Raw genomic sequence first — 26,361 nt, forward strand, 5'->3', positions numbered from 1 at the left:
GCTGGGCGCGGGCCGCGGGAGTGGCCCGGCGCGGACACGGGAGGTCGGTGGCGTCCGGGTCCGCCGCACGCCCCACTGTAGGTGCGTGAACCGCGGCCAGGCAGTGGAATTCTGACGGTACGTCGATAACCGGTCACCCTCCGCACGCGGACAGATCGGGTGGAGTGCCGTCAACCCGCCTCAACGGAACTTCGGCGAAGCCGTGAGGGCCCGGGCTGGTCCCGGGCCCTGCCCCTGGGTGGCGGCCGTGCGACCGCGCACCGCCGTCGCGTCCCAGGGGGAGTGGCCGCACGGCGGCCACAACGGCCGGTTCGGCATGCGGAGGATGTGCGCGGCCCCGGCGGCTGCCGGTAGCCCGGCGGCGTTGATCCGTACGCGGCGACGCGCGGAGAAGGCGCGAGAACGAACAAGACCCCCTCACGCGTGGTGAGGGGGTCTTGACTCTGCGTGCGCCGCCAGGGACTCGAACCCCGGACCCGCTGATTAAGAGTCAGCTGCTCTAACCAACTGAGCTAGCGGCGCCTGCTGACCTGGAGAACTCTACCCGATCTCCGACCGTGCTCCTGACCATTTCCCGTCGGTCCCGGCCTGTCGGATGGTCGTTTTTTCTCTTCTGTCCGTCAAAATGAGATATGTCGGGAGAGTTGCCCCACTGACGCCCGTGCAGATGCGCCCAAAGATCGTGACGAGTGCGGAGGGAATCGCATGACTGTGCCGGCCTTCGAGGAGTACGTACCCGCCATCGACTGCACCTGTGCGGGGTGCGCCGAGCAACGGCGCACCGCGGCCGCGGGACTGCCGACGCGGCACGGCGGGCATCCGGCCGCGCACGGTGCGCGGCGGGCGATGGTGCTGGTCACCGCAGCCGGAGTGGCGCTGAGCGCCGGTCTCGCGGAGGCGGTGGTCGCGGCGGCCGACCCGGCCCCGGCGACGGACCCGGGGCGGCCGGCCGACGGCCCCGCGGCCGGTCCGCTCGAGCCGGGGCCGGACAGCCCCCAGGGCGGACCGGGGCCGGTGCGGGGCACCGGGACCTCGGGGTCGTCCGCGTCCCCGGGGGGCGCGCCCGCACTGCCCGCGACCACCCGGGCCGACATCATCAACCGCGCGAAGAAGTGGGTCACCGCGCAGGTCCCGTACAGCATGACGGCGTACTGGTCGGACGGGTACCGCCAGGACTGCTCCGGCTTCGTCTCGATGGCCTGGAACCTGCCGGGCAACGAGTGGACCGGCAGCCTCGCCGCGTACGGGACGCGCATCGCCCGGGAGGAACTCCAGCCCGGCGACATCCTGCTCTTCCACAACCTGGCCGACCCCGCGCAGGGCTCGCACGTCACGATCTTCGGCGGCTGGACCGACTACACGCACACCCACTACACGGCGTACGAGCAGACGAAGCCGCACACCCGCAAGCAGACGACGCCCATGGCGTACTGGACCAACTCGGGCAGCTACGTCGCCTACCGCTACAAGGGGCTGACGAGCGGGAGCAGTGGCAGCGCCGGGAGCCTCCCGTCGGCGACGCCGTTCCCCGGTGCCGCGAAGTTCGGCGCGGGCACGAAGAACGACGACGTCACCCGGCTCGGCAAGATGCTCGTCGACCGGGGCGGCAAGGGTTTCTACCAGGTCGGCCCGGGCCCCGCCTGGGGCAGCGCCGACCGCAAGGCGACGCAGGCGTTCCAGAAGGCCCAGGGCTGGAAGGGCGAGGAGGCCGACGGCATCCCGGGCCCTGACACCTGGAGCCTGCTGGCGCGCGCGACCGGCCACGACATCCCCGCACCGGGCGGCTCCCCGTCGGTTCCGGGGTTCCCCGGACGGGGGCAATTCCGGCCGGGTCAGTCCAACGGCCATGTCGACAAGCTCGGCGAGCAGTTGGTGAAGAAGGGATACGGCAAGCACTACCTGTCGGGACCCGGCCCTCGGTGGACCGAGGCGGACCGGCGCAATGTCGAGGCCTTCCAGAAGGCCCAGGGCTGGCGGGGCACGGAGGCCGACGGCTATCCGGGTCCGGAGACCTGGCGGCGACTCTTCGCGTGACACGACGCACATGACGGAGGCGGGAATGCGATCCACGGTGTCGGACAGCTCCGGGAACCCGGAGAACCGGGAGGACCCGGAGTACGGCGGATACGGGGGTTACGAGGAGGAGAGATACGGGACGGTCCCGGTACGGGAGTGGGTGGGGCCGGGCGGAGCGGGCCGGGTCACGGACGCCTGGGCCGCGGCGGGGGAGCGGGCGGGCCTGGCGGCGCCGGAGACGCCGGCCGGGTTCGGGGTGCCGGCGGGCGCGCCCGGATCGTCGGTGCGGACGGGGGCGGACCCCTCGGTGGGCTCGGCGGGCTCGGCTGTTGAGGTCGCGGCGGAGGCCGGCCCGTTCAGGGGGACGGCGTCCGGTCCGTCCGTGACGGTGGGGGAGGGCCCGCCCGGTGGGGCGGTGCCCGGTCCGTCGGTGACGGTGGGGGAGGGCCCGTCCGGCGGGACGGCGTCCTGTCCGTCGGTGACGGTGGGGGCCGGTCCCTCCGGCGGGACGGTGTCCGGTCCGTCGGTGACGGTGGGGGCCGGTCCGGACTCCGTGGTCGACCTCGTACTCGACCTGGTGGCGGACGAGGGCGAGCGCACGGGCTCCGCCCTCGGCGCGACCTCGGCCTCGGTGTCGGTCCTGGCGTCCGCGTCCGCCTCCGCGTCGAGCCCGGACCAGGACCTGGCGGTGGCGGCCCCGGGCCAGGCGGCGGCGGTGGCCCCGGAGCCGTACCCGGCCCCGGCGGAGAGTGCTCCGGTGCCGGAGGCCCCGGCGTCGGACCCGGACCTCGGCCCGGTGCCCCGGCCGGCCGGCGCGTCCGGTGCCGAGGTGGCATCGCCGCAGCCGCGCGACGCCCGGCCGGACGCCCGCGATCTCCTCCCCGCCCCCACGCGGGAAACCGCACGGGAGACCGCGCGGGAAGCCGCACAGGTAACCGGGCGGGAACCAGCGCAGGCGACCGGGCAGGACGCAGCCCGGGCGACGGGGCAGGAAGCCGCACGCGCAACCGCGCCGCAGCCCGAGTCCCTGTCCGGCGGCCGGCCGGTGGCCCCGGTGCCGGCCGCCGTCGCCGAGACGGGGGTGCTCGTCATGGCGGGCGCCGGATCCGGCACGTACGGATCGCCGTCCGACACCGCCCCCGCGGCTCCCGCCCCCCAGGCCTCCGCGACCTCCGCGTCCGACACCGCCCCGGCCACGCTCGCCCCCCAGGGTTCCGCTCCCGAGACCTCCGCCCCCGTTCCCGGCCGGGAGAACGCGCCGCTCACCGCCTCCGTGCCGGGGCCGGGGTCCGCTCCCGCCTCCGCCTCCCCGGCGTTCACCCGCGAGGACACCGGCGAGTTGCGTGCCGACCCCCGCGTGGACACGGGCCGGCACCAGGCGGTCATCGCCAACGAGCGCACCGCCTCCATCCCCGTACACCTGCTCTTCCGCGAGGAGCCCGACGCCGATCCGGACGCCACGGCCCTGCCCGCGCTGCCCGCCACCGTCGTACGGCGGCCGCCCGGCGAGCAGCCGGCCGGTCTGCGGCGGCCGCCGGCGCCGAGGACCGCGCAGGTGCGGCCCCCGACCCGGCCCGCGCCGGTCGCCGACCCCCGGCTCCACGAACGGCCGGGGCCGTCCCTGCCCGGCTGGCTCGCGCTGCTCACCGGCTTCGGCGGGATCGCCGCGATCGGCGCGGGCCTGTGGTGGACCGGGGCGTTGCCCGCCCGGGTGCTGGCGCGGATCGGGGCCGGCCCGCGGCCGTACGACGGACTCGGCACCGGCACCTGGGCGGGGCTCACGCTGCTGGCGACCCTGGTGCTCTTCGCGTTCGGCGGCCTGAGCCGGGGGCGGGTCGGGTACGCGTGGGTGCTCACGCTCTTCGGCCGGTACCGGGGCACCGTGCGGCGGACCGGGCTCATGTGGGTCAGCCCGCTGCTGCTGCGCCGCCGGGTCGACGTACGGCTGCGGCACTGGCGCAGTGAGCCGCTCCCCGCGATGGACGCCAACGGCACCGCGCTGCGGGTCGTCGTCCTCGTCGTGTGGCGGGTCAAGGACACCGTGCGGGCGGCGCTGGGGATCGAGGACCACGAGGAGTACCTGCGGGAGCAGGTCGAGGCGGCCATGGCGCGGGTCCTGTCCCAGCTGCCCGCCGACGCCTTCCACGAGGACGCGCACACCCTGCGCAACGCGGAGGCGGTCGGGGACGCGCTGACCAGGATGCTGAAGGCGGACTGCGAACCGGTCGGCGTCGAGGTGTACTCCGCGCAGCCGACCGGGATCGAGTACGCGCCGGAGGTGGCGGCGGCCATGCGGCGCCGCCGGATCGCGGCCATCGACGCCCAGCACCGGGACAGCGTGCTGACGTCGGTGGTGGACGCCGTGGACGACACCGTCAGCCGGCTGACCGCCCGGGGCCTCGTGGAGCTCGACGACTACGAACGCAAGTCGCTGGTCAAGGACTTGACGGTGGCCTTCTACACCGGCCGCAGCGGAGGGGACAGCGCCTGAGCCGTCCTGCCCGGCGCCTCGGAGACAAACGGAACGCCTCTCTCATTGGTCTGGACATGTTCATGCTACGTCCATAACCTAGGCCTTGGTCTAGACCGCAGGACCCGCGCGTAGCAGTGCTCATGGAACCTCCCCCACATCTCCGAGGAGCGGCAGCAATGCGTAAGAAGACAAGTGCGGCCCTGGTCGGCCTGGCGGTAGCGGGCGTCTCGATGTTCGCGACCAGCAGTGCCGGCAGCCACGGCTACACGGACAACCCCATCAGCCGCCAGAAGCTCTGCGCCAACGGCACGGTGACGGGCTGCGGCAACATCCAGTGGGAGCCGCAGAGTGTCGAGGGCCCCAAGGGCTTCCCGGCGGCCGGCCCCGCCGACGGTGCGATCTGTTCCGCCGGGCACGGAGAGTTCGCCCAGCTCGACGACCCGCGCGGCGGCAACTGGCCCGCCACGCGCGTCACCGCGGGGCAGGGCTTCAGCTTCCGCTGGCAGTTCACCGCCCGGCACGCCACGACGGACTTCCGCTACTACATCACCAAGAACGGCTGGGACCCCACCAAGCCGCTCAAGAGGTCCGACCTGGAGTCGCAGCCCTTCATGACGGTGCCGTACGGCAATCAGCAGCCGCCGTCGACCCTGACCCAGCAGGGCACCATCCCCACCCAGAAGACCGGGAAGCACATCATCCTGAGCGTCTGGAACATAGCCGACACGGCCAACGCGTTCTACTCGTGCTCGGACGTTCAGTTCTGACGCTCGGTCAGTTACCGTGCGGCACCATGGGGAGCGCAGGCACCGTCGCGGAGCTTGTTCAGCGTCAATGGGGCGACCACCGGCCCGGGTTGAGGCATGAGGACACCGTCCTCAGTCACCACCAGGTCGCCTCGGGCGCTGCCGCACGGGCCGCGCTCCTGGCGGACCTGCTGCCGGCGGGCAGCGCGCCGCACCTCGGGGTGCTGCTCGACAACACCCCTGAATTCCCGCTGTGGTTGAGCGCGGCGGCCCTGGCCGGGGCCGCCGTCGCGGGCATCAACCCCACCCGTCGCGGGGCCGAACTGGTCCGCGACATCCTGCACACCGAGTGCCGGGTGCTGATCACCGAGCGCGCCCACCTGCCGCTGCTCGACGGCCTCGCGCTGCCGGGCGTACGCGTCCTGGTCACCGACACCGACGCGTACACCGCGCTCCTCGCCCCCTACGCCGGGGCGCGGCCGGGCGACACGGTCCTCGGCCGGCCCACCCCCGCGACCCGGATGCTCCTGTACTTCACCTCCGGGTCCACCGGCGCGCCCAAGGCCGCCATCTGCACCCAGGGGCGGCTGGCGGCGGCCGGACGGTCGCTCGTCGACCACTTCGGCCTCGGGGGCGAGGACGTCCACTACGTCTGCATGCCGATGTTCCACGGCAACGCGGTGATCGCCGACTGGTCCCCGGCCCTGTCCGCCGGTGCCGCCGTCGCCCTGCGCCGCCGCTTCTCGGCGTCGGGCTTCCTGGCCGACGTGCGCGCGCACGGCGCCACGTACTTCACCTACGTCGGCCGCGCCGTGCAGTATCTGCTGGCCACTCCCGAGCGCCCCGACGACCGCGAGCACCCCCTGCGGATCGGCTTCGGCACCGAGGCGGGCGCCGTGGACGCGGCCCGCTTCCGGGAGCGGTTCGGGGTGCGGCTGGTCGAGGGGTACGGCTCGTCGGAGGGAGGCGCGGCGATCCAGCGGACCCCGGACACCCCACCGGGTGCGATCGGCCGGGCGTCGGACCGTGACGATCTCGCGGTCGTCGACCCTTCGAGCGGCCGGGAGCGCGTTGCCGCGGTCTTCGACTCCGGTGGCCGCCTTCTTAACGGTGAGGCAGCGATAGGGGAGTTGGTGAACCGTGGCCGGACCCCGTTCGAGGGGTACTGGCGCAACGAGGCGGCGGACGCCGCCCGGGTGCGCGGCGGCTGGTACTGGACCGGCGACCTCTTCTGCCGCGACGCCGACGGCTTCCTGTACTTCGCGGGCCGTACGGAGGACCGGCTGCGCGTCGACAGCGAGAACCTGGCCGCCGCGATGATCGAGAACATCCTGGCCCGCTGGGCGGACGCGGCGGCCGTGGCGGTCTACGCGGTGCCCGACCCGGCCGCGGGGGACCAGGTCATGGCGGCGCTGGCGCTGCGCGACGGGGCGCGGTTCGACCCGGAGGCGTTCGCCGCCTTCCTCCGGGCCCAGCCCGACCTGGGCACGAAGATGGCTCCCCGGTTCGTGCGCGTCGTCCGGTCGATGCCGGTGACGGCGACGAACAAGGTGCACCGGGCCGGGCTGCGCCGCGAGGGGTTCTGGTCCGGGGGACCCCTGTGGTGGAACGGTGACGGCGGGGCGTACGTACCGTTCGGCGAAGAACGGCTCGCCGCGCTGCTGACCGAGTACGAGGAGCACGGGCGCCGTGACCTGCTGTCCTCACACGGCGGAGGGGTCTGAGACGGCGGTCCGCCGCAGGTGCGTCAGCGCCAGCACCGCGCCCGCCAGCAGGAGCAGCGCACCGGCCACCGAGGCGTACTGCATGCTGTGCACGAAGGCGTCCCGCCCCAGCGCCACCAGTGAGCCGTCGCCGGTGGACAGGGCCCCCGGCAGCGTCTTGCGGGCCGCCTCCGGAGCGGAGTCCGGCATGTCCGCGGTGTACACCGCGGTGGCCACCGCACCCAGCAGCGCCATCCCCATCGCCCCTCCGAACTCCTGGCCCGTCTCCAGCAGCGAGGCCGCCGAGCCCGCCTTCTCCGGCGGACTGGTGGACAGGGCCAGGTCCGAGACGAGCGCCATCACGGTGACGATGCCGCTGCTCATCACGGCCGAGCCGATGAGCAGGACCGCCAGGGAGTCCGTACCCGACAGGGCGAGGACACCGAAACCGGCGGCCGCGATGACGAAGCCCCCACAGATCACCCGGGCGCGGTCGGTCCGCTGGGCGATCGCGGTGGCCGCCGGCGCCGCCGCACCGACCGCCAGCGACGGAGCGAGGCTCCACAGCGAGGCCTCCATCGTGCTCATCCCGAGCACCGACTGCAGGTACTGGGTGGTGAAGAAGGACGACCCCATCATGGCGAACGCGGCCAGCGCGTTCAGGCCGATCCCGGCGGCGAAGTTCCGGTCGCGGAACAGCTCCCGGCTGATCAGCGCGTCGGTGCGGGCGCGCTGGCGGCGGACGAAGACCCAGCCGACGGCGAGCCCGGCGGCGATGATCAGCCCGTTGGGCAGATCCATCCCCTCGGCGGCGGTCTCCTTGACCCCGTAGACGACCGGCAGCACGGCCCCCATCGACAGCGGCACGCTCAGGAAGTCGAAGCGCCCCGGAGCGGGGTCCTTGAACTCGGGCACCAGGACCGGCACCAGGATCAGCAGCAGCAGCATCGCCGGCACGTTGATCAGGAAGACCGAACCCCACCAGAAGTGCTCCAGCATGATGCCGCTGAGCACCGAGCCCAGCGCGATCCCGCCCGCCATGGCACCGGACCAGATGCCGATGGCCCGGCCGCGCTGCCGCTCGTCGCGGAACATGTTCCGCACCAGGCCCATGGTCGAGGGCATCAGGGTCGCGCCGCCGATCCCGAGCAGCGCCCGGGCCGCGATGAGCATCTCCGGGCTGGTGGCGTAGGCGGCGCCGACCGATGCCGTGCTGAACGCGACCGCACCGAACAGCAGGAGCTTGCGACGGCCGATCCGGTCACCGAGCGAGCCCATCGTGATCAGGAGACCGGCCAGGGCGAAGGCGTACACATCGAAGATCCAGAGCTGCTGGGTGGCACTGGGTGCGAGGTCCCGGTCGATGGACGGGATCGCGAAGAAGAGGACGGAGATGTCCATCGAGACCAGGAGGAGAGGGAGGAGCAGGACCACGAAGGCGGTCCACTCCCGACGGCCGGCGAGTTCGCCGGGTTCGGCGGTGGTGCTCGGAGAGTTCGTCATGACAGTGAATATACGAGCGTCTAAAACAACTGTCTAGTACGTATGTGTAAAACGTTTGTACATCAGCGCGGGCAGCACACAACACACGAGGCGGTCCCCGTTGAACGGAGACCGCCTCGTGTGTTGTCTGTGCGCCGCCAGGGACTCGAACCCCGGACCCGCTGATTAAGAGTCAGCTGCTCTAACCAACTGAGCTAGCGGCGCCTGCTGACACGAAAATAATACCTGGTCCCGGGGGGTGCTGATGACACGCGCCGCGGACCCCCGCGGGCAAGGCCCGCGGAGGCCGGAACAGGCCTGCCGGCCTACAGGGCCAGCGACAGCAGCACCGGCGCCGCGCGCCGGTTCAGCGCGTCCGCCGCCGCGCGCAGCCGGTGCGCGTCCTCGACCGGCAGCGACAGGGCCAGGCATCCCGCCGCCGCTCCCGCCGTCAGCGGCACCGCGGCGCACACCGTGCCGACCGCGTACTCCTGGAGGTCGAGCACCGGGACCGTCGCCGGCTGGCTGTCCAGCTTGGAGAAGAGGACCTTCTCGCTCGTGATCGTCCGCGACGTCAGCCGGGCGGTCTTGTGCCGCGAGATGTGGTCGCGCCGCCCGTTCTGGTCGAGCTGGGTCAGCAGGCACTTGCCGATCGCCGAGGCGTGCGCCGCCGACCGGAAGTCCACCCACTCGTTGACCGCGGGCGTCTGCGGACCGTCGGCGAACTGGGTAACCCGGATCTCGCCGTCCACGTACCGGCTGATGTAGACCGCCGCACCCACCGAGTCCCGCAGCTGGGCCAGTGTCTGCTGGAGTCTGGCCTCCAGGGCCTGCCGGCGGGCCGCGCCCGAGCCGAGGAGCAGCAGCGAGGCGCCGATGACGTACGCGCCGTCGGTGATCTGCTCGACGTACCCCTCGCGGCGCAGCGTCAGCAGCAGGGAGGCGAGGTGCCCGAGGGGCAGTCCCGTCTCCCGGGCGATCTGGGTGTCCGTCACGCCGTTGCCGTGCTTGGAGACCGTTTCGAGAACACGAAGGGCGTACTGCACCGAATGGAACGGCGCGGTCGGTTCGGGCTTCAACGCCACGGTTTCCCCCTACCAGGTTGTGACCGCAAGCTGTTCGCTGTGGCACCACGATAGCCGCCAAGGGGCCGTTCAGGGGCGGCTGTTGGCTACTGGCTGGTGCGCCTCGGCGCTGTCAGCTGGGGCGCACCCGTCCGGCATGTGCCAGAGTCAATGGCGATCCACGGATGCCGAGGTCACAGCACCGCGTTGAGGAATTCGCGAGTACGTTCGTGTTCGGGATCCGAGAAGATTTTTTCCGGCGAACCCGACTCCACGACCCGCCCCGCGTCGAACATCAGTACCTTCTCCGACACGTCCCGGGCGAAATTCATCTCGTGGGTCACGCACAGCATGGTGATGTCGGTGTTCCTGGCGATGTCGCCCAGCAGTTCCAGCACGCCCGCCACGAGCTCCGGGTCGAGCGCGGACGTCACCTCGTCCAGGAGCAGGATCTCCGGCTCCATCGCCAGCGCCCGCGCGATCGCGACCCGCTGCTGCTGACCGCCGGACAGCTGCGAGGGGTGCGCGTCGGTCTTCCCGGACAGGCCCACGAGGTCCAGGAGCTCCCGGGCCCGGCTCTCCGCCTTGTCGCGGTCCATGCCGAGGACGTGGACGGGGGCCTCGGTGATGTTCTGCAGCACCTTCATGTTCGGGAAGAGGTTGAACTGCTGGAAGACCATGCCGATCCGCTTCCGCGCCTCGCGCAGGTGCTTCTCGGAGGCGGGCTTCAGCGAGCCGTCCGGCGCGGCCATGTGCGACACGGGGTCGCCGTTGACCCGGATCACGCCGTCGCTGACCTTCTCCAGCGTCATCAGCAGCCGCAGGATCGTGGTCTTGCCCGAGCCGCTCGGCCCGATCAGGGTGACGTGCTCGCCGCGCTCGACCGTGAAGTCCAGCTGGTCGAGGACGACGTGGTCCCCGTACCGCTTGACGACCTTGTCGAAGCGGACGAGGGGGTGTCCGGCGCCCTGGGGGGCGGGGACCGCGACGGCGTCCTGGGAGGCCGTGGCCGGGGTCTTCTGCAGGGGGAGAGGTTCAGTGGCCAAGGCGCTTCTCCAGCTTTCTCATCAGCAGCGAGGTGGGGTAGCTCGCGACCAGGTAGACCAGTCCGGCGAGTGTGAACACCTCGGTGTACGCGAAGTGGTCGCCCCCGTACTTACGGGCTTCGAAGACCATCTCCTGCACCGTGATCACGGCGAGGAACGGGGTCTCCTTGAACATCGAGATCGCGTAGTTCCCGAGCGCGGGCAGTACGTTGCGCACCGCCTGCGGCAGGATCACGGCGGTCCAGGTCCGCCGGGCCGGCAGCGACAGGGCCCGGCAGGCCTCCCACTGGCCCTTCGGCACGCCGTCGATGCCGGCGCGGTAGACCTCGGAGGTGTACGCGGCGTAGTGGACGCCCAGCACGGCGATGCCGATGGTCAGCGGCTCGACCGAGGTGAACAGCGCCGCGGCGCCGACCAGCTGGACCAGCAGCGGGGTGGAGCGGACGAACTCCGTCACCACCCTCACCGGCACGGTCACGAAGCGGGTCGGGGCCCGTCCGGCGACGGCGATCGCCAGCCCGAGCACCGCGGCGACGAGCGTGCCGAGCACGGTGGCCAGCAGCGTGACCTCGAATCCCCGCAGAAGCAGCGGCAGCGCGTCGCCCGCGGCGTTCCAGTCGAATCCCTCGTTCACCGGGCACCTCCGGCGGAGGGGGCGGTCACGGCGCTGCGCGACTTCAGCAGGCTTCTTCCGCCGGTCGCCAGACCGAGCCGCCGTTTGGCGGACCGCTCCAGCAGGTTCATCAGCAGGGTCAGCGCGTAGGCCAGTACGAAGTAGCAGACGAGCAGGGTCACGTACGCGGTGAGGGTCTCACCCGTACGGCTGCGCAGCTTCTCGATCGCGGTCATGAGGTCGGCCGCCGAGATCAGCCACAGCAGGGGCGTGCACTTCAGCAGCTGGATCAGCAGGTTGGTGAAGGACGGGATCATCTGCGCCCACGCCTGCGGAAGGATCACCTTGCGCATCCGGTGCAGGGGCGTCATGTTCAGGGCGACCGCCGCCTCGTACTGGGCCCGCGGTACGGAGTTGATCGCCCCGCGCACCACCTCGGCCCCGTACGCGCCGTAGTTGAGGCCGAAGGCGAGGACACCGCAGAGCAGGGGCGTCAGTTCGTAGCCCGTGAGCGGCGGCATCGCGTAGTAGAGCCAGAACAGCTGGACGTACAGCGAGGTGCCGCGGAAGAACTCCACGACCACGCGCGAGACGCCCCGCGACACCAGCAGGCGGCTGACCGACATCAGGCCGAGGACGAACGACAGGAACAGGGCCAGCAGCGCGCCCAGGACGGTGGCCTCCAGGGTCACCCACAGGCCCGAGCGCAGTTGGGGCAGATCGTCGGCGAAGGCGGAGAAGAAATCACTCATGCGGTGGGTACCGTTCCTGTCAGCCCTTGCACAGATCGGCCGTCTTCAGGGTGGCGGGCGGCAGTTCGGTGGCCCCGAAGCCGTAGTCCCGGAGCAGCTCCACGTAGCGCGACCGGTCGGAGACGATCTTCTTCAGCTCGCGGTTGAACGCGTCCCGCAGTTCCTCGTTGCCCTTGCGGAAGACGGCGCCGCCCGGGCTGTACTGCTTCACCCCGTCGAGCTCCGGCAGGAAGGCCTCGGTCACCTCGGTCTCCGGGTTGTTCTTCGCCAGCCAGCGCAGCGAGATGCCGGTCAGCAGGAACGCGTCGACCCGGCCGCCCTTGACCGCGTCCGCGCCGTCCTGCGGCTTCTGCAGCGACTTGATCTTGTCCTTGGCGATTCCGGCGCCCTCGGCGTACGAGCCCTCGACCGCACCCGCCATCACGCCGACGGTGATCCCGGCGGCCTTCGCGGACGCCAGGTCGGTCACCTTCCTCGGGTTGCCCTTCTTCACCATCAGCGCGGTCGGCGAGATGAACTCAGGCTCCGAGAAGAGGGCGTTGGCGCAGCGCTCGGGGGTGATCGCCATACCGGCGCTGACCACGTCGTACTTGCTCGCCTGCAGGCCGGGGATCAGTCCGTCCCACTCGGAGAGGGTGGGGCGCAGCTCGTCCACCCCCAGCGCCTTGAAGATCTCGCGGTGCAGGGTGGGCGCCTCGCCCTTGAGCTCCTTGCCCTCCATGTAGCCGTACGGGGCCTCGTCCGCGTACGCGACCCGGACGAATCCCTGCTTGCGGAGCTTGTCGAGCGCGCCTTCGCCGTCCGCCGAGTCGGCGCCGGTCTTGCTGCACGCGGTGAGGAGGCCGGGGACGACGAGCAGACCGCCCACGGCTGCCGATCGGTTGAGAAAGCCTCGGCGGGACAGGTGAGGGAAGTCAGCCATGGTTCGCGGTCTCCTGGGGTATTCGAACAGTCCGGACAGGGTTGACGCCTGCCCGCTCCCGTACGTCTATGCAGGAAGGGGTTTCATGTAACCGAACGGTGGCCGGAGGGTGACCCTCCCGTGTCCCGGTGGGGGCGGAGTGTGACCGGTCGCGTGCGGGGCGTAGGACGGTGGGCGATAAGGAGCTTGACGGGGCATTAGGGAAAGATGCCCGCCTCGGGGTGATGAAGTGGTCCGGAAACGGCCCCGGTCGGGGTCGCTAGTCCTTGTCCGCGCCGGGGATGTAGCCGAGCCGTTTGTCCACCACGTTGGGCAACGGCTCCCCGGCCGACCACCGTTCGTACATTTCGACGAACTGCTCGCCCAGCCGGTCCCGCCAGCCCGCCGCGTCACCGCTCATGTGCGGCGACACGATCAGACCGGGGGCATCCCACAACGGGCTGTCCGGGCCGAGCGGTTCCCGCTCGAACACGTCCAGCGCCGCTCCCGCGATCCACCGCTTGCGCAACGCGCCGACGAGATCGTCCTCGACCACCATCGGGCCGCGCCCCACGTTGATGAACCGGGCCGAGGGCTGCATCAGCCCGAAGAACCGGCTGTCGAACATCCCGCGCGTCCGCGGGGTCAGCGGCGCCGCGCAGATCACCCAGTCAGCCCGGGCGGCCAGCCGGTCCAGATCCCCGGCGCCGTGAATCGTGCGCCGGGCCGTGCGCCCCACGAGCGCCACCTCGACGCCGAGCGCCATCAGCAGCCGGGTGATCTCCCGCCCGACCGGACCGGCGCCGACGACGACCGCACGCGACCCCGCGACCCGGGCGGTCTCGCGGTGGTGCCACCGGCGGCGCCGCTGGAGCTCCAGGGTGGCGGGGAGGTCCTTGGCGAACGCCAGCACCAGGCCCGCCACGTACTCGGACATCGGCTGTTCGAAGACGCCCCGCGCGTTGGTCAGCACGGTGTCGCTCGCCACCAGCTCCGGGCAGAGCAGCCGGTCCACGCCCGCGCTCGCCGTGTGCACCCAGGCGGGGCGCGGCCCGCCGCCGGGCCAGGCGGCCCGTACCGCGTCCGAGGTGAAGTCCCAGACCAGCAGGACGTCCGCATCGGGAAGCGCTCCGGCCAGGCCGGCGGCGTCGGTGTGCCGGACCCGCACCCGCCCGGTCAGCGCGCCGAGGCGCGGCGGCGGATCGGCGTCCAGGACGAGCAGGACGGGCTCCGGCATGGGGGCGTTTCCTCCGGGTCGGCCTGGGGTCGGCTGGGGCGGCGGACGCCCCACGCTCGCAGCCGCGCCCCACCCCGTCAACACGCCGGGCGGTGGCCGGGGCGGATGGGGGAATACTGGAAGAGAACCGGGGAAACCGGTCAGTGCCGCGGGCCGTCGGGCCGCGGCCGGTGTGCCGCACCGGACAGGCAGCGGTACAGGACAGGAAGGGTGGACATGACGACCGTCGGATTCCTCTACCCGGGCCACTTCGCGGAGGACGACTACCCGCGCATGGAGATCCTGCTCGACAGCACCATCAGACTCGTCGTCCGCCACACCGAGAGCCCCGACGACGCCTACCGCGAGGACGCCCTGCGCGAGCTCGGCGACCCCGGCCGGCTCGCCGCCGGCGTCGAGGAGCTCCAGCGCTCCGGCGTCCAGTCCGTCGTCTGGGCGTGCGACGGCGGCAGCTTCCTGTACGGCCCCGAGGGCGCCCACGACCAGGTGATGGCCGTGGCCAGGGCGGCGGGCGTGCCCGCCTCCAGCACCTCCATCGGATTCGTCCACGCCGTCCGGAAGCTGGGCGCCGCCCGGGTCGCGGTCGCCGCGACCTATCCCGAGGACATCGCCGCCCGCTTCACCGCGTTCCTCGGGGCCGCCGGTGTGGAGGTGGTCGCCACCCAGGCGGCCGGTGCGGCCGGCGCCGGTGAGGCCGCGGCCTGGGAGGTCGACCGGGTGAAGGAACTGGCCGCCGCGGCCGACCGCCCCGACGCGGACGCCGTCCTGCTGCCGGACACGGCCCTGCACACGGTCGGCCACCTCGTCGAACTGGAGGAGTTCCTCGGCAAACCCGTCCTCACCGCGAACCAGGTGGCCGTCCGGGAAGCCCTGCGGCTGGCCGACCGCCCGGCCTGGGCGCCCCGGCTCGGCACGCTCTTCGAGGCCCGCGAAGCACCGCCGGCTCCGGTGGAGTGGGGGAGCGGCCGGGCCTACGCGCACGGCAAGCGGCGCTGAGGGAGAACCCCCGTCCGGAATAAACGGAGTCAACCTCCTGTTGTGTGCTGCGGACCGAAGGACATCACGAGCACCACCGGAGAGGTCAGGACGTGGACGAGATTCGAGGCGACGAGATCCGTGGCAAGGCGGAGGGCACGGCTCCCGTGCCCCTGTCGGTGCTCGACCTGGTGACCGTGGGCCAGGGCCGCACCGCGACCCAGGCCCTGCGCACCGGTGTGGAGATCGCACAGCTCGCCGAACGCCGAGGCTTCCACCGCTACTGGGTCGCCGAGCACCACTCCATGCCCGGCGTCGCCTCGTCCTCGCCGGCCGTCATCCTGGCCCACACCGCCGCCCGCACCGAGCGCATCCGGCTCGGCTCCGGCGGCGTCATGCTGCCCAACCACGCCCCGCTCGTCATCGCCGAACAGTTCGGCACCCTGGAGGCCATGGCCCCCGGCCGCATCGACCTCGGCCTCGGCCGTGCCCCCGGCACGGACGGCGCCACCGCCGCCGCGCTGCGCCGCACCGACCGGCTGAACGAGGGCGCGGACGACTTCCCGCAGCAGCTCATGGAGCTGACGCGCTTCCTGGACGACGACTTCCCCGACGGCCACCCCTACGCCCGCATCCACGCGGTCCCCGGCCCCGTCCAGGCCACCTCCGAGGGCGGCGTCCAGTCCCCGGGCCGCCCGCCGCTGTGGCTGCTCGGCTCCTCCGGCTTCAGCGCCCGGCTGGCCGGCATGCTCGGCCTGCCCTTCGCCTTCGCCCACCACTTCTCGGCCCAGAACACCATTCCGGCCCTGGAGCTGTACCGCGAGTCCTTCAAGCCGTCCGCGGTGCTGGACGCCCCGTACGCCCTGATCGGCGTCGCCGCCCTGGCCGCCGACGACGAGCGCGAGGCCCGCCGCCAGGTGCTGACCGGCGCCCTGTCGATGCTCCGCCTGCGCTCGGGCCGCCCCGGTCTGGTCCCGACGCCGGAGGAGGCGGAGGCGTACGCCTTCAGCCCGATGGAGCGGGAATTCGTCGACAGCTGGCTCGTCAACATCGTCCACGGCACCCCGGACGAGGTCCGCACCGGTCTCGACGACCTGGCCAAGCGCACCGGCGCCGACGAGCTGATGATCACCGCCAACGCCCACGGCGGCGAGGCCCGGCTGCGCAGCTACGGCCTCATCGCGGACGCGTACGGTCTGCCGGGGGCCTGACGGGCCCGAGGGGCCCGGGGACCGGGGGGCCGCTCAGGCCTTCAGGGCCCGGGCGCCGAGCAGCTCCGCGATGCGTTCCGGGGCGACGGCGCGCGAGTACAGCCAGCCCTGCCCCGTGTCGCAGCCGATCCGGCGCAGCCGCTCCGCCTGGCCGGCCGTCTCCACGCACTCCGCGGTGACGGTCAGGCCCAGGCGGTGCGCCAGCTGGACCATGGCCTCGACGATCGTCTCGTCGGCGGGGCTGGGGTGCGTGCCGTCCTCGTAGCGGAAACCGCGGACGAACGCGCCGTCCAGCTTCAGCACGGAGACCGGCAGACGGCTCAGATAGGCGAGGTTGGAGTAGCCGGTGCCGAAGTCGTCGATGGCGATCCGCACGCCCATGTCGCTGAGCGACTGCAGGGCCTGCAGCGGCCGGCCCGCCGATCCCATCACCGCGGACTCGGTCAGCTCCAGTTGCAGCAGCGCCGGGTCCAGACCGGTCTCCGTCAGGATCTCCGCGACATCCGTGACCAGGTCGGAGTCCCAGACCTGCCGTACGGCGACGTTGACGCTGATGAACAGCGGCGGCTCGTCCGGGTGGTCGAGCTGCCACCGGCGGGCCTGCCGGCAGGCCGACCGCAGCACCCACCGGCCGAGCTGCACGATCGAGCCGTCCTCCTCGGCGATCGCGACGAACCGGTTCGGTGAGAGCATGCCGAACTGCGGGTGGTTCCAGCGCACCAGCGCCTCCACCCCCCGTACGACACCGTCGGCCATGCACACAAGCGGCTGGTACTCGATGGTGAACTCACCGCGCTCGACGGCCGGGCGGAGGTTGGACGACAGGGCCTGCCGGGTCATCCGGTGGGCATTGCGCTCGGGGTCGAAGAGGGTCCAGCGGGCCTTGCCGTCCGCCTTCGCCCAGTACAGCGTCGTGTCGGCGGCCTGCATCAGGCCCGTGGCCGACGTGCCCGCGACGGGCCGCTCCACCACGCCGATCGACGCCGAGACCGAGAGCCGCTGACCGGCCAGGTCGAAGGGCTGCTGCAACGCGGCGAGCACCGTGCGGGCGAGGTCGGTCAGCTGCCGCGTACCGGTCGACTCCTCGACGAGGATCGCGAACTCGTCCCCGCCCAGGCGCGCCACCAGATGGGCGCCGCCGGGATGCGGGCCCTCCCGCTCGGCGCAGTCCGTGAGCCGGCCGGCCACGGCGGCCAGCAGCCGGTCGCCGATCCGGTGGCCCAGAGTGTCGTTGACGGCCTTGAAGCCGTCCAGATCGAGGTAGCAGAGCCCGATCCGGCCCCGTCCGGGCATGCTGTCGTCCTGGTACGGCGTGGCCTCCAGGACCGCCGAGAGCCGCTCGAAGAACAGCGTCCGGTTGGGCAGCCGGGTCACCGGGTCGTGCATCTGGAGGTGGCGCAGCCGCTTCTGGAGCTCACGCCGGTCGCTGACGTCGGCGACGGAGAGCAGGACCTGCCCGGGCGCGGCCCCCGCTCCCTGCCCCGGGGCCTCGGCCATCGGGACGACGGTGATCTCCGCCCACAGCGAGCGCCCGTCGGGGTGCTTGAGCCGCCGGGTGCAGCGGAAGCGGGTGCGCCGGCCGTGGAGCACCTCGCGGTACGCGTGCCAGGTGCGGCCGTCGGAGGCGAGGTCGACCAGATCGGATGCGGACTGGGCGGTCAACGCCGCCGCACCGACCCCCGCCAGCGCCGCCAGTGCCTCGTTGGCGGTGACGATCAGGCCCTCGTGGTCGACGACGGCCATCGGAAGCGTGGCGGCGCGGAACGCGGCCCGGTAGTCGTGCGGCTCGCGGGACGGCCCGGCGAGGGGCCACGTGTCGTCACGCTCCGTGAGTACGGGTGGTGGGGAAGAGGGCGCTGTGCCTGCCGCGGGCCTGGGCCCTTCGGAGGTTCCGCTCACCGTTCGCTCCCGCCGTGCAGTTCTGTCCCGGAGACCTCTGGTCGGACTGGCCCGCCGCGTGGTGCGCCGTTGTCAGAGGCGGAAACCGCGCAGGAATGCGAGGTGAAGCATAGAGGCTGGCACCTCGGCCGTTCCAGCGCCCCGACCGTTGTGGACCCCGCGTCCGGTGCACTTGAGCCATTCGCCGGGTGATCCGGTTTGCCCGTGACTGATTGTTTCTGCGCGGCTCTGCTCTCTCCCGTTGTATCGGTGATCGATTGTGACTGTCCGTGCAGCATGCTCCGCCCATTCGTCCGCTGACCCGACTGGGGCAGCTCAACAGGACGTACCTCCCCGAGCGCCCCAAGGTGGTCAGGAGGGTCCTGGAGCCCGCACCCCGCACCGGAGGTACATGTGCCGCGTCAGCAAGGGCCCGGAGGGATGGAGAGACCGAGTCCGCGCGCGCTGGCGGCCGGGCTGATCTCGCTCCTGGCGCTCGCCGCCACCTCCCTCGTCGCCGGCCCCGCCGTCGCCGCCACCGGCGAGGCGGGCCCCTGCGCGCTCCCGCGCACCGATGTCCACCACTCGCTCGGCCTGGACGACTGGAACGGCGCCTATCCGCGCCCCGACCACCCCCTCGACGCGGTCATGGTCTTCCTCTCGTTCCCCGACGCCCGGCCCCTCACCACCCCCGCCGAACTCGTCGCCGACCACTTCCCCGCCACCAGCCGGTTCTTCCAGCGCGCCTCGTACGGGAAGTTCACCCTGCGCCCGCATCCCCAGCGGCACTGGCTCAAGATGCCCAAGGCGTCGTCCTGGTACGGGATACAGCGCGACTGGGACGACGGCCGGCGCAGCGCCTACCTGCGCGACGCGATCGACGCGGCCGACCCCGAGGTCGACTTCTCCAAGTACGACATCGTCTACCTCGTCGCCGACCCGGACGCCCCGGGCGTCGACTCCGACGCCACCAAGGTCGTCAACTTCGACCGGCCCCTGCACGCCGACGGTACGGACATCAAGCGCGTCGTCACCGTCTTCGAACAGCACCCGCCCGACCACAACGTCCTCGCCCACGAGACCGGACACGTCTTCGACCTGGCCGACCTCTACCACCGGCCCTCGGACGGCACGGGGGACTGGGACACCTACGTCGGCGACTGGGACGTCATGGGCAGCCAGTTCGGCCTCGCTCCGGACCTCTTCGGCTGGCACAAGTGGAAGCTGGGCTGGCTCGACGACCGGCAGGTGACCTGCATCCAGAGCGACCGGGACGTCACCCTGGAGCCGATGGCGGCCGTACCCGTGCCCGGCGCGTCCCTCGGGACCCGGCTCGCCGTGATCAGGACCGGCGAGGGCAGCGCCGTGGCCGTCGAGGCCCGCGGCGCCACCGGCAACGACGCCGCCACCTGCACCGAGGGCGTGCTGCTCTACCGCGTCCGCAACGGGACGCCGTCGGGCGGCGGACCCGTCGACGTCCTCGACACCCACCCCGACACCGACGCCTGCTGGGACCGCTCCGTCTACCCGCCGCTCGCGGACGCCCCGCTGAGGGTCGGTGAGACGTACTCCATCCCCGGCGGCCACACCACGATCGAGGTCGCCGACCGGACACCGTCGGGCGCGTGGACGGTCCGGATCACCACGGGGACGTGAGACCACAACGACGAAGAAGCCCCCTCGCTCTCGCGAGGGGGCTTCTTCCGTCTGTGCGCCGCCAGGGACTCGAACCCCGGACCCGCTGATTAAGAGTCAGCTGCTCTAACCAACTGAGCTAGCGGCGCCTGCTGACGTCGTAGACATTAGCACCCTGGTCCGCAGGAGGAAAAATCGAAATCCGGGGCGCCTGAGCGGGTACCGAACGGGCGACCCGGACACAGGCCCAGAGCAGGACGTCCGGCCCCGGGAGCCAGGGGCTGCGGGTGTCGGGGGCGACCACCCAGCGGGGCCCCGAAGCCGTCGGATCGCAGGTCAGCGGCGGGACCGTCACCGCGTCCCCGGCGCCGTGACAGAGCAGTGGGGGCACCTTGGGGCCGCTGCCGTCCGTCCCCAGCGGGTTCCGGGCGGCCCGGGACCCCGGGCCGGACCCCCACTCCTCCCAGTCCAGCAGCGAGGGCAGTCGCTGGGCGGTGCCGGGGGAGGCGAACAGCAGCATCCGGCCGCGGTGCGTGGCGACCGGGCCGGAGCCGGGACCGTCGGCCCACAGATGCTCCAGCATCCGGCGCCCGAAGAGCGTGGGCACGTTCACCACGTCGAAGGCGGAACCGCACGGCAGGACCCCGGGCGCGCCGGGGTGCGACTCCCACTGGGCCAGAGTGCTGCGCGGGTACGCCGTGGCCCCGGCCAGCCAGGCCGCGCCGGCCGCGGTCACCTGGGCCGTCTGATGCCCGGCCCGCTCACGCAGGACGGTGAGGATGTCGGCGTCCTCACCGGCGTGGTGGGTTCCGTCGCCGTGAAGCAGGGTCGTCTCGTCTGGCAGCCATGCGGTCATATGCACAGGTCTACCCGGAGTGATCAACCGGATTCCGAGAGTTGCCGGAAATCGGGACGGGCCGGGGTGGGAAGGAGTATCTTGCGCACCTGGCATATGCCAATGGTCGTACCCGGAGTCACCGCCAGGCCGGTGGCCGCCGGCGGGAGGCGCGCACGGAGACCGCCGGCGTCAGGATCTCGGGTCGTTCAGCAGGCTGCGGCCGAACTCCACCATCTTCACCGCGTAGTCCTCGGTCCACTCCGCCCGCCGCGCGATGTCCGCGGTCGTCAGCCGGTCGAACCGGCGCGGATCCGCCAGCTGCGCCGCCGCGATCGCCTGGAACTCGACCGCCCGGTCCGTCGCGGCGCGGAAGGCCAGCGTCAGCTCGGTGGCGCGGCCCAGCAGCTCCTTCGGATCGTCCATCGACTCCAGGTCGAAGAAGTGCTCAGGATCGGCGACGGCCGCCGACGGCTCGAAGAGCAGGGGTGCGGGGCGCAGCCGCTGCTGCTCGTTCCGCTCGGGTTGTGCCATGTGCTTCGTCCTCCTCCGGTGGGGCCCGACGGCCACCCTCCATTGTCCAGCCCGCCGCAAGGGCGCCTGGCCGTGTCCGCGAAGTCCAGGGGGCGTGCGCAGGCCCGCTTCCGATCCGTCGTGCCCCCACGCGCCCCCGCCGTCAACGTCCCCAGCGCACCCGGTGTTCCGCCAGGTGCGCCAGCACCGCGTGATTCGCCTCCCAGCCGTCCGGGAACTTCACCGTGACACCCAGCTGGACCGGCTCCGTCGACGGGTGCTCGTCCAGCAGATCCGCCACCCCCTCGCGGCACACCACGACGCAGGCGTGGCGGTGCCGGGAGGCCAGCACGCACAGCCGGCCCGTCTCCAGATGGAACGCGGTGGCGTCCGGGCGGCCGGACAGCGGGTGCAGGACCACCGTCACGTCGAACTCACGCCCCTGGAGCCGGTTCGCGGTGTCCACCGCCACGCCCATGACCCCGAGCTCGGCGAGCGCCGCCCGCACCGCGGCCGCCTGGTCGCGATGGGCCGTGCCGACCGCGACCCGGTCCGCCGTCACCGGCGCCGGGTCCGGGGAGCGCTCACTGGTCGCCGCGCCGCCCCGGTCCAGCAGCCGGCGCACCACCAGGGCCACGGCCCGTACCGCCTCCGGGTCGGTGCGCGGGGTGTGCCGGGCCGGGAGCTCCAGCAGACCCCAGCCCGACTCCGCCGCCTCGTCCAGCACCCGGTCCGCCGCCGATCCGTCGGACGCGACCCCGAACGACAGCCGCCGGTCGCCGTGGTCCGTACCGCTGCGGAACGGGGTGTACGGGTAGAACGCGTCCGACACGAGCGGCGCGGCCGAGGCGGGCAGCCGCCAGGAGACCGGCAGCCGGTGCTGCGGCAGCTCCGGGTTGTGCGCGAGCAGGGTGGTGACCGCGCTGGCCGACGGGTCGTAGCTCAGCCCCGCCCACTGGTCCGCGCCGACGATCGAGAACGGGTCCAGCTGGCCCGGGTCGCCGACGAACAGCGCCCGTTCGAAGAGCCCGGCCACGGCCAGCAGCGCGTCCGAGCGCATCTGGTACGCCTCGTCGACGATCGCGTGCCCCCACGGCTCGACGTTCTTCACATGGGCCCACTTCGCCGCGGTCGAGATGACGACGTCCAGGCCCGCCAGATCCGCCGCCTTCGCCGACTTCCGCACGTTGGCCAGCCCGTCCAGCACCTTGTCGTACGGGTCGGAGTCGTTGCTGTGCAGCCGGCCGACCGGCAGGGCGGGGTCCTTCTCGGCGAGCCGGACCACCAGGTCGTCGACCTGGGCGTTCGTCTGCGCGACCACCATCAGCGGCCGGCCGGCCGCGGCGAGCTCCAGCGCGGCGCGCACCACCAGGGTCGACTTACCCGCACCCGGCGGGGAGTCCACCACGATGCCGCGGGCCGTGCCGTTCACCGTGTCGTCCAGGATCCGGGCGGTGGCCAGGCCCGCCGCCGCGCCGGGGTCGAATACGGCCGTCACAGCAGGTCCTCCGTGGTCACGGGGTCGGGGAGCTCGGCGGCGGCGGCGCCGCCCGGCGGGCCGCCGTGGGTCCACGGCGTCTCCTCGGGGTCCGGCAGCTGCGGGCCGCCGCGCTGGTCGTGCTCGAAGAGCGTCCAGGCGATGACGTCCCCGGGTTCCGGCACGGAACCCGGGGCGGGCTCCTTGCCGCGGCCCATCCGGTCGGTGATCCGCAGCACCAGCGAGGGCGCCGGGCCGTCCTCCGCCGGGCCGTAGCCCGCGAACTCGGCGGTCTGCGGCTTGCCGTCCAGCGAGCGGTAGACCTTCACGCGCTCCCCCAGATGCGGCTGCTCGGCCGTGCGGACCGTGACCAGCGGACGTGGCGAGGGACGCTTGGACTCGCTGTACGCCATCTCCACCGCGGTCACCTCGCCGAGGAACGCCTCGCCCGCCAGCCGCCGGCCCGCCAGCACCAGCGGATCGTCCAGCGCTTCCTGGGCCTCCAGTTGCGCCTGCGCCGTCTCCCGGGCGGCCAGCTTGCGGGCCGCCGTCACCGCGTCGTCCCGGCGCGGCTGCGGCGGCTCACCGGCCCGCACCCGGTCGCGGTGGCCGGTGAACGACCAGCGGTCGCGGGTCCAGCGGTCCTCGGCCCTCGCCCCCTCGGGCAGCTCCCGCAGCAGGTCCAGGCCCCGCCACACCGCGTCCCAGGTCGGCCGCAGCACACCGGCCAGCAGCCCCCGGATCTCCCGCTCGGCCGCGGCCAGTCCGGCGAGCCGGGCATCGGCCGTCAGACCGTCCTCGGCGGCGGCCAGCGAGGTGCGTGCCCGGTCGTACTTCTCGATCGCGGGGGCCAGCAGCCGGTTGTCGAAGTCCGGGTCGGTGGCCGGGCCGGCCGGCGGGCACAGCAGCTGACCACCGGTGTCCCTGGCCAGCTCGGCGCGGAGCGCGGCCTCGGCCCCGGACTCGCCCGCCGGGGGGTCGATCCAGGCGAGCAGGGCGCCCAGGTGCTGGTCCTCCAGGGAGGACTGGCCGGTCGCCCAGTGCCGGTTCAGGAGATCGGTGCCGGCCAGCAGCAGTGAGGAGCCCGGCACCCGGGCCCGCTCGCCGTAGTGCGTCAGCCAGCGGCCCAGCAGCGGGACGCGGGCGGGCGCCGGATACGGGGTATCGGGGTCGTCCTCGGCGGTGCGCCGGAACCGCATGGAGCGGCCGAGCAGCCGGATGAACTCGACGCCCGCCCGGCTCGGCACGATCAGCTGCGGCGCGTCCGTGCAGAGCTCGGTCTCGACCTTGACCTTCCGGCCGGTGCCGGGGTCGGTCTCGCTGCGCTCGGCGGGCTCGACCACGTCGGCGTACGACTCGATGTACGGCAGGACCGTCTCGGCCAGTTCGGCGAGGAACGCGAACCGCAGGTCCCGGTCGCGCGGCTGGGCCACGGCCAGCAGCCGGGGCGCGTCGCGGTCCGTGCCGACGAGCGCGCCGAGCGGGGCGCCGGCCTCGCCCGCGGTGGTGAGCGGCACCAGCACGAGCGGCCGGTCGCCGAGGTGGCGGTGGCGGACGGTGGCCATCGGCTGGGCGCGGCCGCTCTCCACGGCCTCCAGCCGGGCCAGGGTGCCGATCAGCGACATGCGGTGCGACCCTCCAGAGCCTCGGCGCGCAGCGCGGCCGCGCGGAGCAGGGCGGCGACCGTCGGGTCCGCCGGATCGCCCTCCTTGCCGGCGGCCGCCGCGAGCACCCCGGCGACCGTGGTCAGCCCGCCGAGCTCCCCTCGCACGCTCCGCCCGAGGGCCTCGACCGCCCCGGCGGCGCGGGCCTTGGCCCGGCAGTGGAAGGCGAGCTCGCAGGCGGCCAGGCACTCCGGTGCGTAGGCCGCCGTGACGGACTCCACCGCGGTGTCCAGTTCCTCGGGGGAGCGTTCCGGGTCGAAGGTGGTGCCCTCGGGCAGCGCCGCCGCGATGTCCTCGATCCGGGTGAGCCGGGTCAGCTGCCGGCGGGTGACGGCGCGCTGCTTGCGCACGTCGACGACGGAAGCGGTCGGCAGGTTGGAGAAGTCCTTGGGGCAGACGAGCAGCACCCGGTGGCCGACCTCCGCGCCCTCGGTCACCGCGGCGACCCGCTCCAGCGCCAGTACGTACACGGCGGACTGGCGGGCGGCCGCGCCCACCTTCGCCGCGTCGGCGGAGCCGTCGATCATGGGGAACGACTTGATCTCGACGACCGTCCAGGTGCCGTCGGGGTGGACCACCACGGCGTCCGGCTCCAGATAGGCCGGGGACCCGGCCACCTCCAGGGCCAGCATCGGGTGGTCGAGCAGGGCCCAGCCTCCCGACCCGGTCGCCTCGCGCAGGGCGAGCGCGGTGCGGGCGGCGCGGCCCTCGGGGCCCGCGGCCGTCAGATCGGGGACCAGGACCTCCCTCGGCGGTTCGCCGGGGACGCCGAACCGCTCGTGCAGCAGGCGCATCAGCTCCGTGCCCCCGTCGGCCTTGACCCTGGCCTCGAAGGCGTTGCCCCGCATGAAGGCGAACTGGGACTGGCCGAAGGCGGCCGGTGAACCGAGCGCGGTGGCGAGCGCGCCCTTGTCGACCCCGGCCCCGTCGAGCAGGGCGCGCCGCTTGCAGCCGGGGTTGGCGGCCAGGGCGGCCAGCGCGCGGGCGTCGAGCGGGCGGGGGGCGACGGCCGGGCCCCTCAGCTCAGCGAGCCGCCGACGCAGCGTCACCGCCCGCGGTTCTTCCCGCGGAGGCCCGGACGTCGGCCGGGGCAGCCGGGCCGGCCGGTGCTGCTGCATCGGTGGGATCTGCGGAGGAGGTCCGCTGGCCGGGGATTCGCTCACCTGCGGAAGTCTTGCATCCGGCACTGACATCCGGGGACTTCAGGGCGGGGGACAGTCGTGCGAAGCGGGTCAGGACCGCGTGCTTGACCCGGTCGGAGAGGCGCGAGACGTGCTTGGCCAGCAGTGCCCCGACGCCCATGACGGCGGCGCCCGCGACGGCGTCCAGGAAGTAGTGGTTGGCGGTGCCCATCACCACGATGACGGTGATCAGCGGGTAGGCGATGCCCGCGGCCCGCAGGAGGGGGTGCCTGGCGTGGCGCCAGAGGAGGATGCCGCACCAGAGCGCCCAGCCGACGTGCAGGCTCGGCATCGCCGCGTACTGGTTGGTCATGCCGCCCATGCCGCGCGGCGCGCTCGCCTCGGCGCCCCACCAGCCGTACGAGCTGTACTGGGCCATCGTGTCGACGAAGCCGTGGCCGGCGGCCAGCAGCCGAGGCGGGCAGGTCGGCATCAGCGTGAACCCGACGAGGCCGAGCATCGTGGAGGTCATCAGCCAGGTCCTGGCCTGGCGGTAGGCGGCCGAATGCCGCCGGAACATCCATATCAGGACGGCCGGGGTGACCAGGTAGTGCAGGGACGCGTACGCGAAGTCGGCGGGTATCCCCAGGGAAGGGTGCGCGGTGAACAGCCGGTTGAGCGGGTGCTCGGCATTGAGGAAGAGGGCCTTCTCCAGATGCAGGATGCGCAGCCCGTGGTCCACGGCGGTGGACACGTCGCCCCGGACCAGGAGTCTGCCGCCCGAGTAGGCTGCGTACACCAGGGCCAGGAGCGGGAGCTCGGTCCACCAGCGGGGCCGGTGGCGCGGCACGGGCGCGGTGGTGGCATGCGGCATCCGGAAGTTCTCCATCGTGTGTTCATGCGGCCGACGGCGGGCGTTCAACCGTACGGTGCGGACCGGCCACGGTTCGCCCGGGGGCTTTCGGCGCCCCTCAGCTGCTCGGATTCGTCTGTGGTCAGTGGGACGCCGATGCGGCCCC

At 72.8% G+C, this 26,361-nt stretch carries 21 protein-coding genes and 3 tRNA genes; 7 read left to right on the forward strand and 17 right to left on the reverse strand.

Annotation, left to right across the window (positions count from 1 at the left end; all coding sequences use genetic code 11):
* Positions 1-448: 448 nt before the first annotated feature.
* Positions 449-522: transfer RNA gene (locus tag ABZ454_RS25640), tRNA-Lys, on the reverse strand.
* 183 nt (positions 523-705) lie between these two features.
* Between ABZ454_RS25640 and ABZ454_RS25645 the strand changes: the two genes are divergently transcribed.
* From ABZ454_RS25645 to ABZ454_RS25660, 4 genes are all read left to right on the forward strand, one after another.
* Positions 706-2,034: a peptidoglycan-binding protein gene (locus ABZ454_RS25645; RefSeq protein ID WP_359541213.1), complete on the forward strand. Its 1,329-nt coding sequence runs from the start codon at positions 706-708 to the stop codon at positions 2,032-2,034.
* A gap of 25 nt (positions 2,035-2,059) precedes the next feature.
* The gene (locus ABZ454_RS25650) at positions 2,060-4,507 is read left to right on the forward strand and encodes an SPFH domain-containing protein (RefSeq protein WP_359541216.1); all 2,448 of its coding nucleotides are present in this window, start codon (positions 2,060-2,062) and stop codon (positions 4,505-4,507) included.
* A gap of 158 nt (positions 4,508-4,665) precedes the next feature.
* Positions 4,666-5,256, forward strand: coding sequence for a lytic polysaccharide monooxygenase (locus tag ABZ454_RS25655; protein WP_356321335.1), 591 nt, complete (start codon positions 4,666-4,668; stop codon positions 5,254-5,256).
* Between the two features lie 26 nt (positions 5,257-5,282).
* A complete protein-coding gene (locus ABZ454_RS25660) occupies positions 5,283-6,959 on the forward strand; it encodes an AMP-binding protein (protein WP_359541217.1) in 1,677 nt (558 codons plus the stop codon).
* Here ABZ454_RS25660 and ABZ454_RS25665 read toward each other — a convergent pair.
* The 8 genes from ABZ454_RS25665 to ABZ454_RS25700 form a co-directional block, all read right to left on the reverse strand.
* Positions 6,939-8,441 carry an MFS transporter gene (locus ABZ454_RS25665; RefSeq protein WP_356321331.1) on the reverse strand — a complete coding sequence of 501 codons (1,503 nt, stop codon included), beginning with the start codon at positions 8,439-8,441 and terminating at the stop codon, positions 6,939-6,941. The two genes, ABZ454_RS25660 and ABZ454_RS25665, sit on opposite strands and share 21 nt — an antisense overlap.
* Before the next feature lie 130 nt (positions 8,442-8,571).
* Positions 8,572-8,645: transfer RNA gene (locus ABZ454_RS25670), tRNA-Lys, on the reverse strand.
* 101 nt (positions 8,646-8,746) lie between these two features.
* Positions 8,747-9,505 (reverse strand): IclR family transcriptional regulator C-terminal domain-containing protein, encoded by a 759-nt coding sequence (locus ABZ454_RS25675; RefSeq protein WP_356321329.1) that lies wholly within the window; start codon positions 9,503-9,505, stop codon positions 8,747-8,749.
* 173 nt (positions 9,506-9,678) lie between these two features.
* Complete coding sequence (gene ehuA / locus ABZ454_RS25680; RefSeq protein WP_359541222.1) at positions 9,679-10,530, reverse strand: ectoine/hydroxyectoine ABC transporter ATP-binding protein EhuA; 852 nt, start codon at positions 10,528-10,530, stop codon at positions 9,679-9,681.
* Positions 10,520-11,164: an ectoine/hydroxyectoine ABC transporter permease subunit EhuD gene (gene ehuD / locus ABZ454_RS25685; RefSeq protein ID WP_359541225.1), complete on the reverse strand. Its 645-nt coding sequence runs from the start codon at positions 11,162-11,164 to the stop codon at positions 10,520-10,522. The genes ehuA and ehuD overlap by 11 nt, the downstream gene beginning before the upstream one ends.
* Positions 11,161-11,895, reverse strand: coding sequence for an ectoine/hydroxyectoine ABC transporter permease subunit EhuC (gene ehuC, locus ABZ454_RS25690; protein WP_359541228.1), 735 nt, complete (start codon positions 11,893-11,895; stop codon positions 11,161-11,163). The genes ehuD and ehuC overlap by 4 nt, the downstream gene beginning before the upstream one ends.
* Positions 11,896-11,914: 19 nt before the next feature.
* The gene (gene ehuB / locus ABZ454_RS25695; protein ID WP_359541231.1) at positions 11,915-12,817 is read right to left on the reverse strand and encodes an ectoine/hydroxyectoine ABC transporter substrate-binding protein EhuB; all 903 of its coding nucleotides are present in this window, start codon (positions 12,815-12,817) and stop codon (positions 11,915-11,917) included.
* 259 nt (positions 12,818-13,076) lie between these two features.
* On the reverse strand, positions 13,077-14,033 hold the full coding sequence (locus ABZ454_RS25700) for a D-2-hydroxyacid dehydrogenase (RefSeq protein WP_359541233.1): 957 nt from the start codon (positions 14,031-14,033) through the stop codon (positions 13,077-13,079).
* Positions 14,034-14,249: 216 nt separating this feature from the next.
* On the opposite strand from ABZ454_RS25700, the gene ABZ454_RS25705 reads away from it, so the two are divergent.
* On the forward strand, positions 14,250-15,029 hold the full coding sequence (locus ABZ454_RS25705) for a decarboxylase (RefSeq protein ID WP_359541234.1): 780 nt from the start codon (positions 14,250-14,252) through the stop codon (positions 15,027-15,029).
* 92 nt (positions 15,030-15,121) lie between these two features.
* The gene (locus tag ABZ454_RS25710) at positions 15,122-16,219 is read left to right on the forward strand and encodes an LLM class flavin-dependent oxidoreductase (RefSeq protein ID WP_359541236.1); all 1,098 of its coding nucleotides are present in this window, start codon (positions 15,122-15,124) and stop codon (positions 16,217-16,219) included.
* A gap of 33 nt (positions 16,220-16,252) precedes the next feature.
* Here ABZ454_RS25710 and ABZ454_RS25715 read toward each other — a convergent pair whose 3' ends face one another.
* Positions 16,253-18,118 carry an EAL domain-containing protein gene (locus ABZ454_RS25715; protein WP_359541237.1) on the reverse strand — a complete coding sequence of 622 codons (1,866 nt, stop codon included), beginning with the start codon at positions 18,116-18,118 and terminating at the stop codon, positions 16,253-16,255.
* Positions 18,119-18,538: 420 nt separating this feature from the next.
* Between ABZ454_RS25715 and ABZ454_RS25720 the strand changes: the two genes are divergently transcribed.
* Entirely contained in the window at positions 18,539-19,753 is a 1,215-nt protein-coding gene (locus ABZ454_RS25720) for a M6 family metalloprotease domain-containing protein (protein ID WP_359541239.1), read from the forward strand.
* Between the two features lie 54 nt (positions 19,754-19,807).
* Here the strand turns inward: ABZ454_RS25720 and ABZ454_RS25725 are convergent.
* The 7 genes from ABZ454_RS25725 to ABZ454_RS25755 form a co-directional block, all read right to left on the reverse strand.
* Positions 19,808-19,881, reverse strand: a tRNA-Lys gene (locus ABZ454_RS25725).
* A complete protein-coding gene (locus ABZ454_RS25730) occupies positions 19,872-20,588 on the reverse strand; it encodes a bifunctional DNA primase/polymerase (protein WP_359541242.1) in 717 nt (238 codons plus the stop codon). The genes ABZ454_RS25725 and ABZ454_RS25730 overlap by 10 nt, the downstream gene beginning before the upstream one ends.
* Before the next feature lie 171 nt (positions 20,589-20,759).
* Complete coding sequence (locus ABZ454_RS25735; protein WP_356321310.1) at positions 20,760-21,101, reverse strand: hypothetical protein; 342 nt, start codon at positions 21,099-21,101, stop codon at positions 20,760-20,762.
* Positions 21,102-21,243: 142 nt separating this feature from the next.
* Entirely contained in the window at positions 21,244-22,578 is a 1,335-nt protein-coding gene (locus tag ABZ454_RS25740) for an AAA family ATPase (protein WP_359541243.1), read from the reverse strand.
* Positions 22,575-24,182 (reverse strand): hypothetical protein, encoded by a 1,608-nt coding sequence (locus ABZ454_RS25745; protein ID WP_359541244.1) that lies wholly within the window; start codon positions 24,180-24,182, stop codon positions 22,575-22,577. Before ABZ454_RS25745 ends, ABZ454_RS25740 begins: the two co-directional genes overlap by 4 nt.
* The gene (locus tag ABZ454_RS25750) at positions 24,173-25,339 is read right to left on the reverse strand and encodes a hypothetical protein (RefSeq protein WP_356321304.1); all 1,167 of its coding nucleotides are present in this window, start codon (positions 25,337-25,339) and stop codon (positions 24,173-24,175) included. The genes ABZ454_RS25745 and ABZ454_RS25750 overlap by 10 nt, the downstream gene beginning before the upstream one ends.
* Positions 25,245-26,216: a phosphatase PAP2 family protein gene (locus ABZ454_RS25755; RefSeq protein WP_356321302.1), complete on the reverse strand. Its 972-nt coding sequence runs from the start codon at positions 26,214-26,216 to the stop codon at positions 25,245-25,247. Before ABZ454_RS25755 ends, ABZ454_RS25750 begins: the two co-directional genes overlap by 95 nt.
* Between the last annotated feature and the right edge of the window lie 145 nt (positions 26,217-26,361).

Origin of the sequence: Streptomyces sp. NPDC005803, from assembly GCF_040630435.1 — a bacterium.
Lineage (GTDB): Bacteria > Actinomycetota > Actinomycetes > Streptomycetales > Streptomycetaceae > Streptomyces.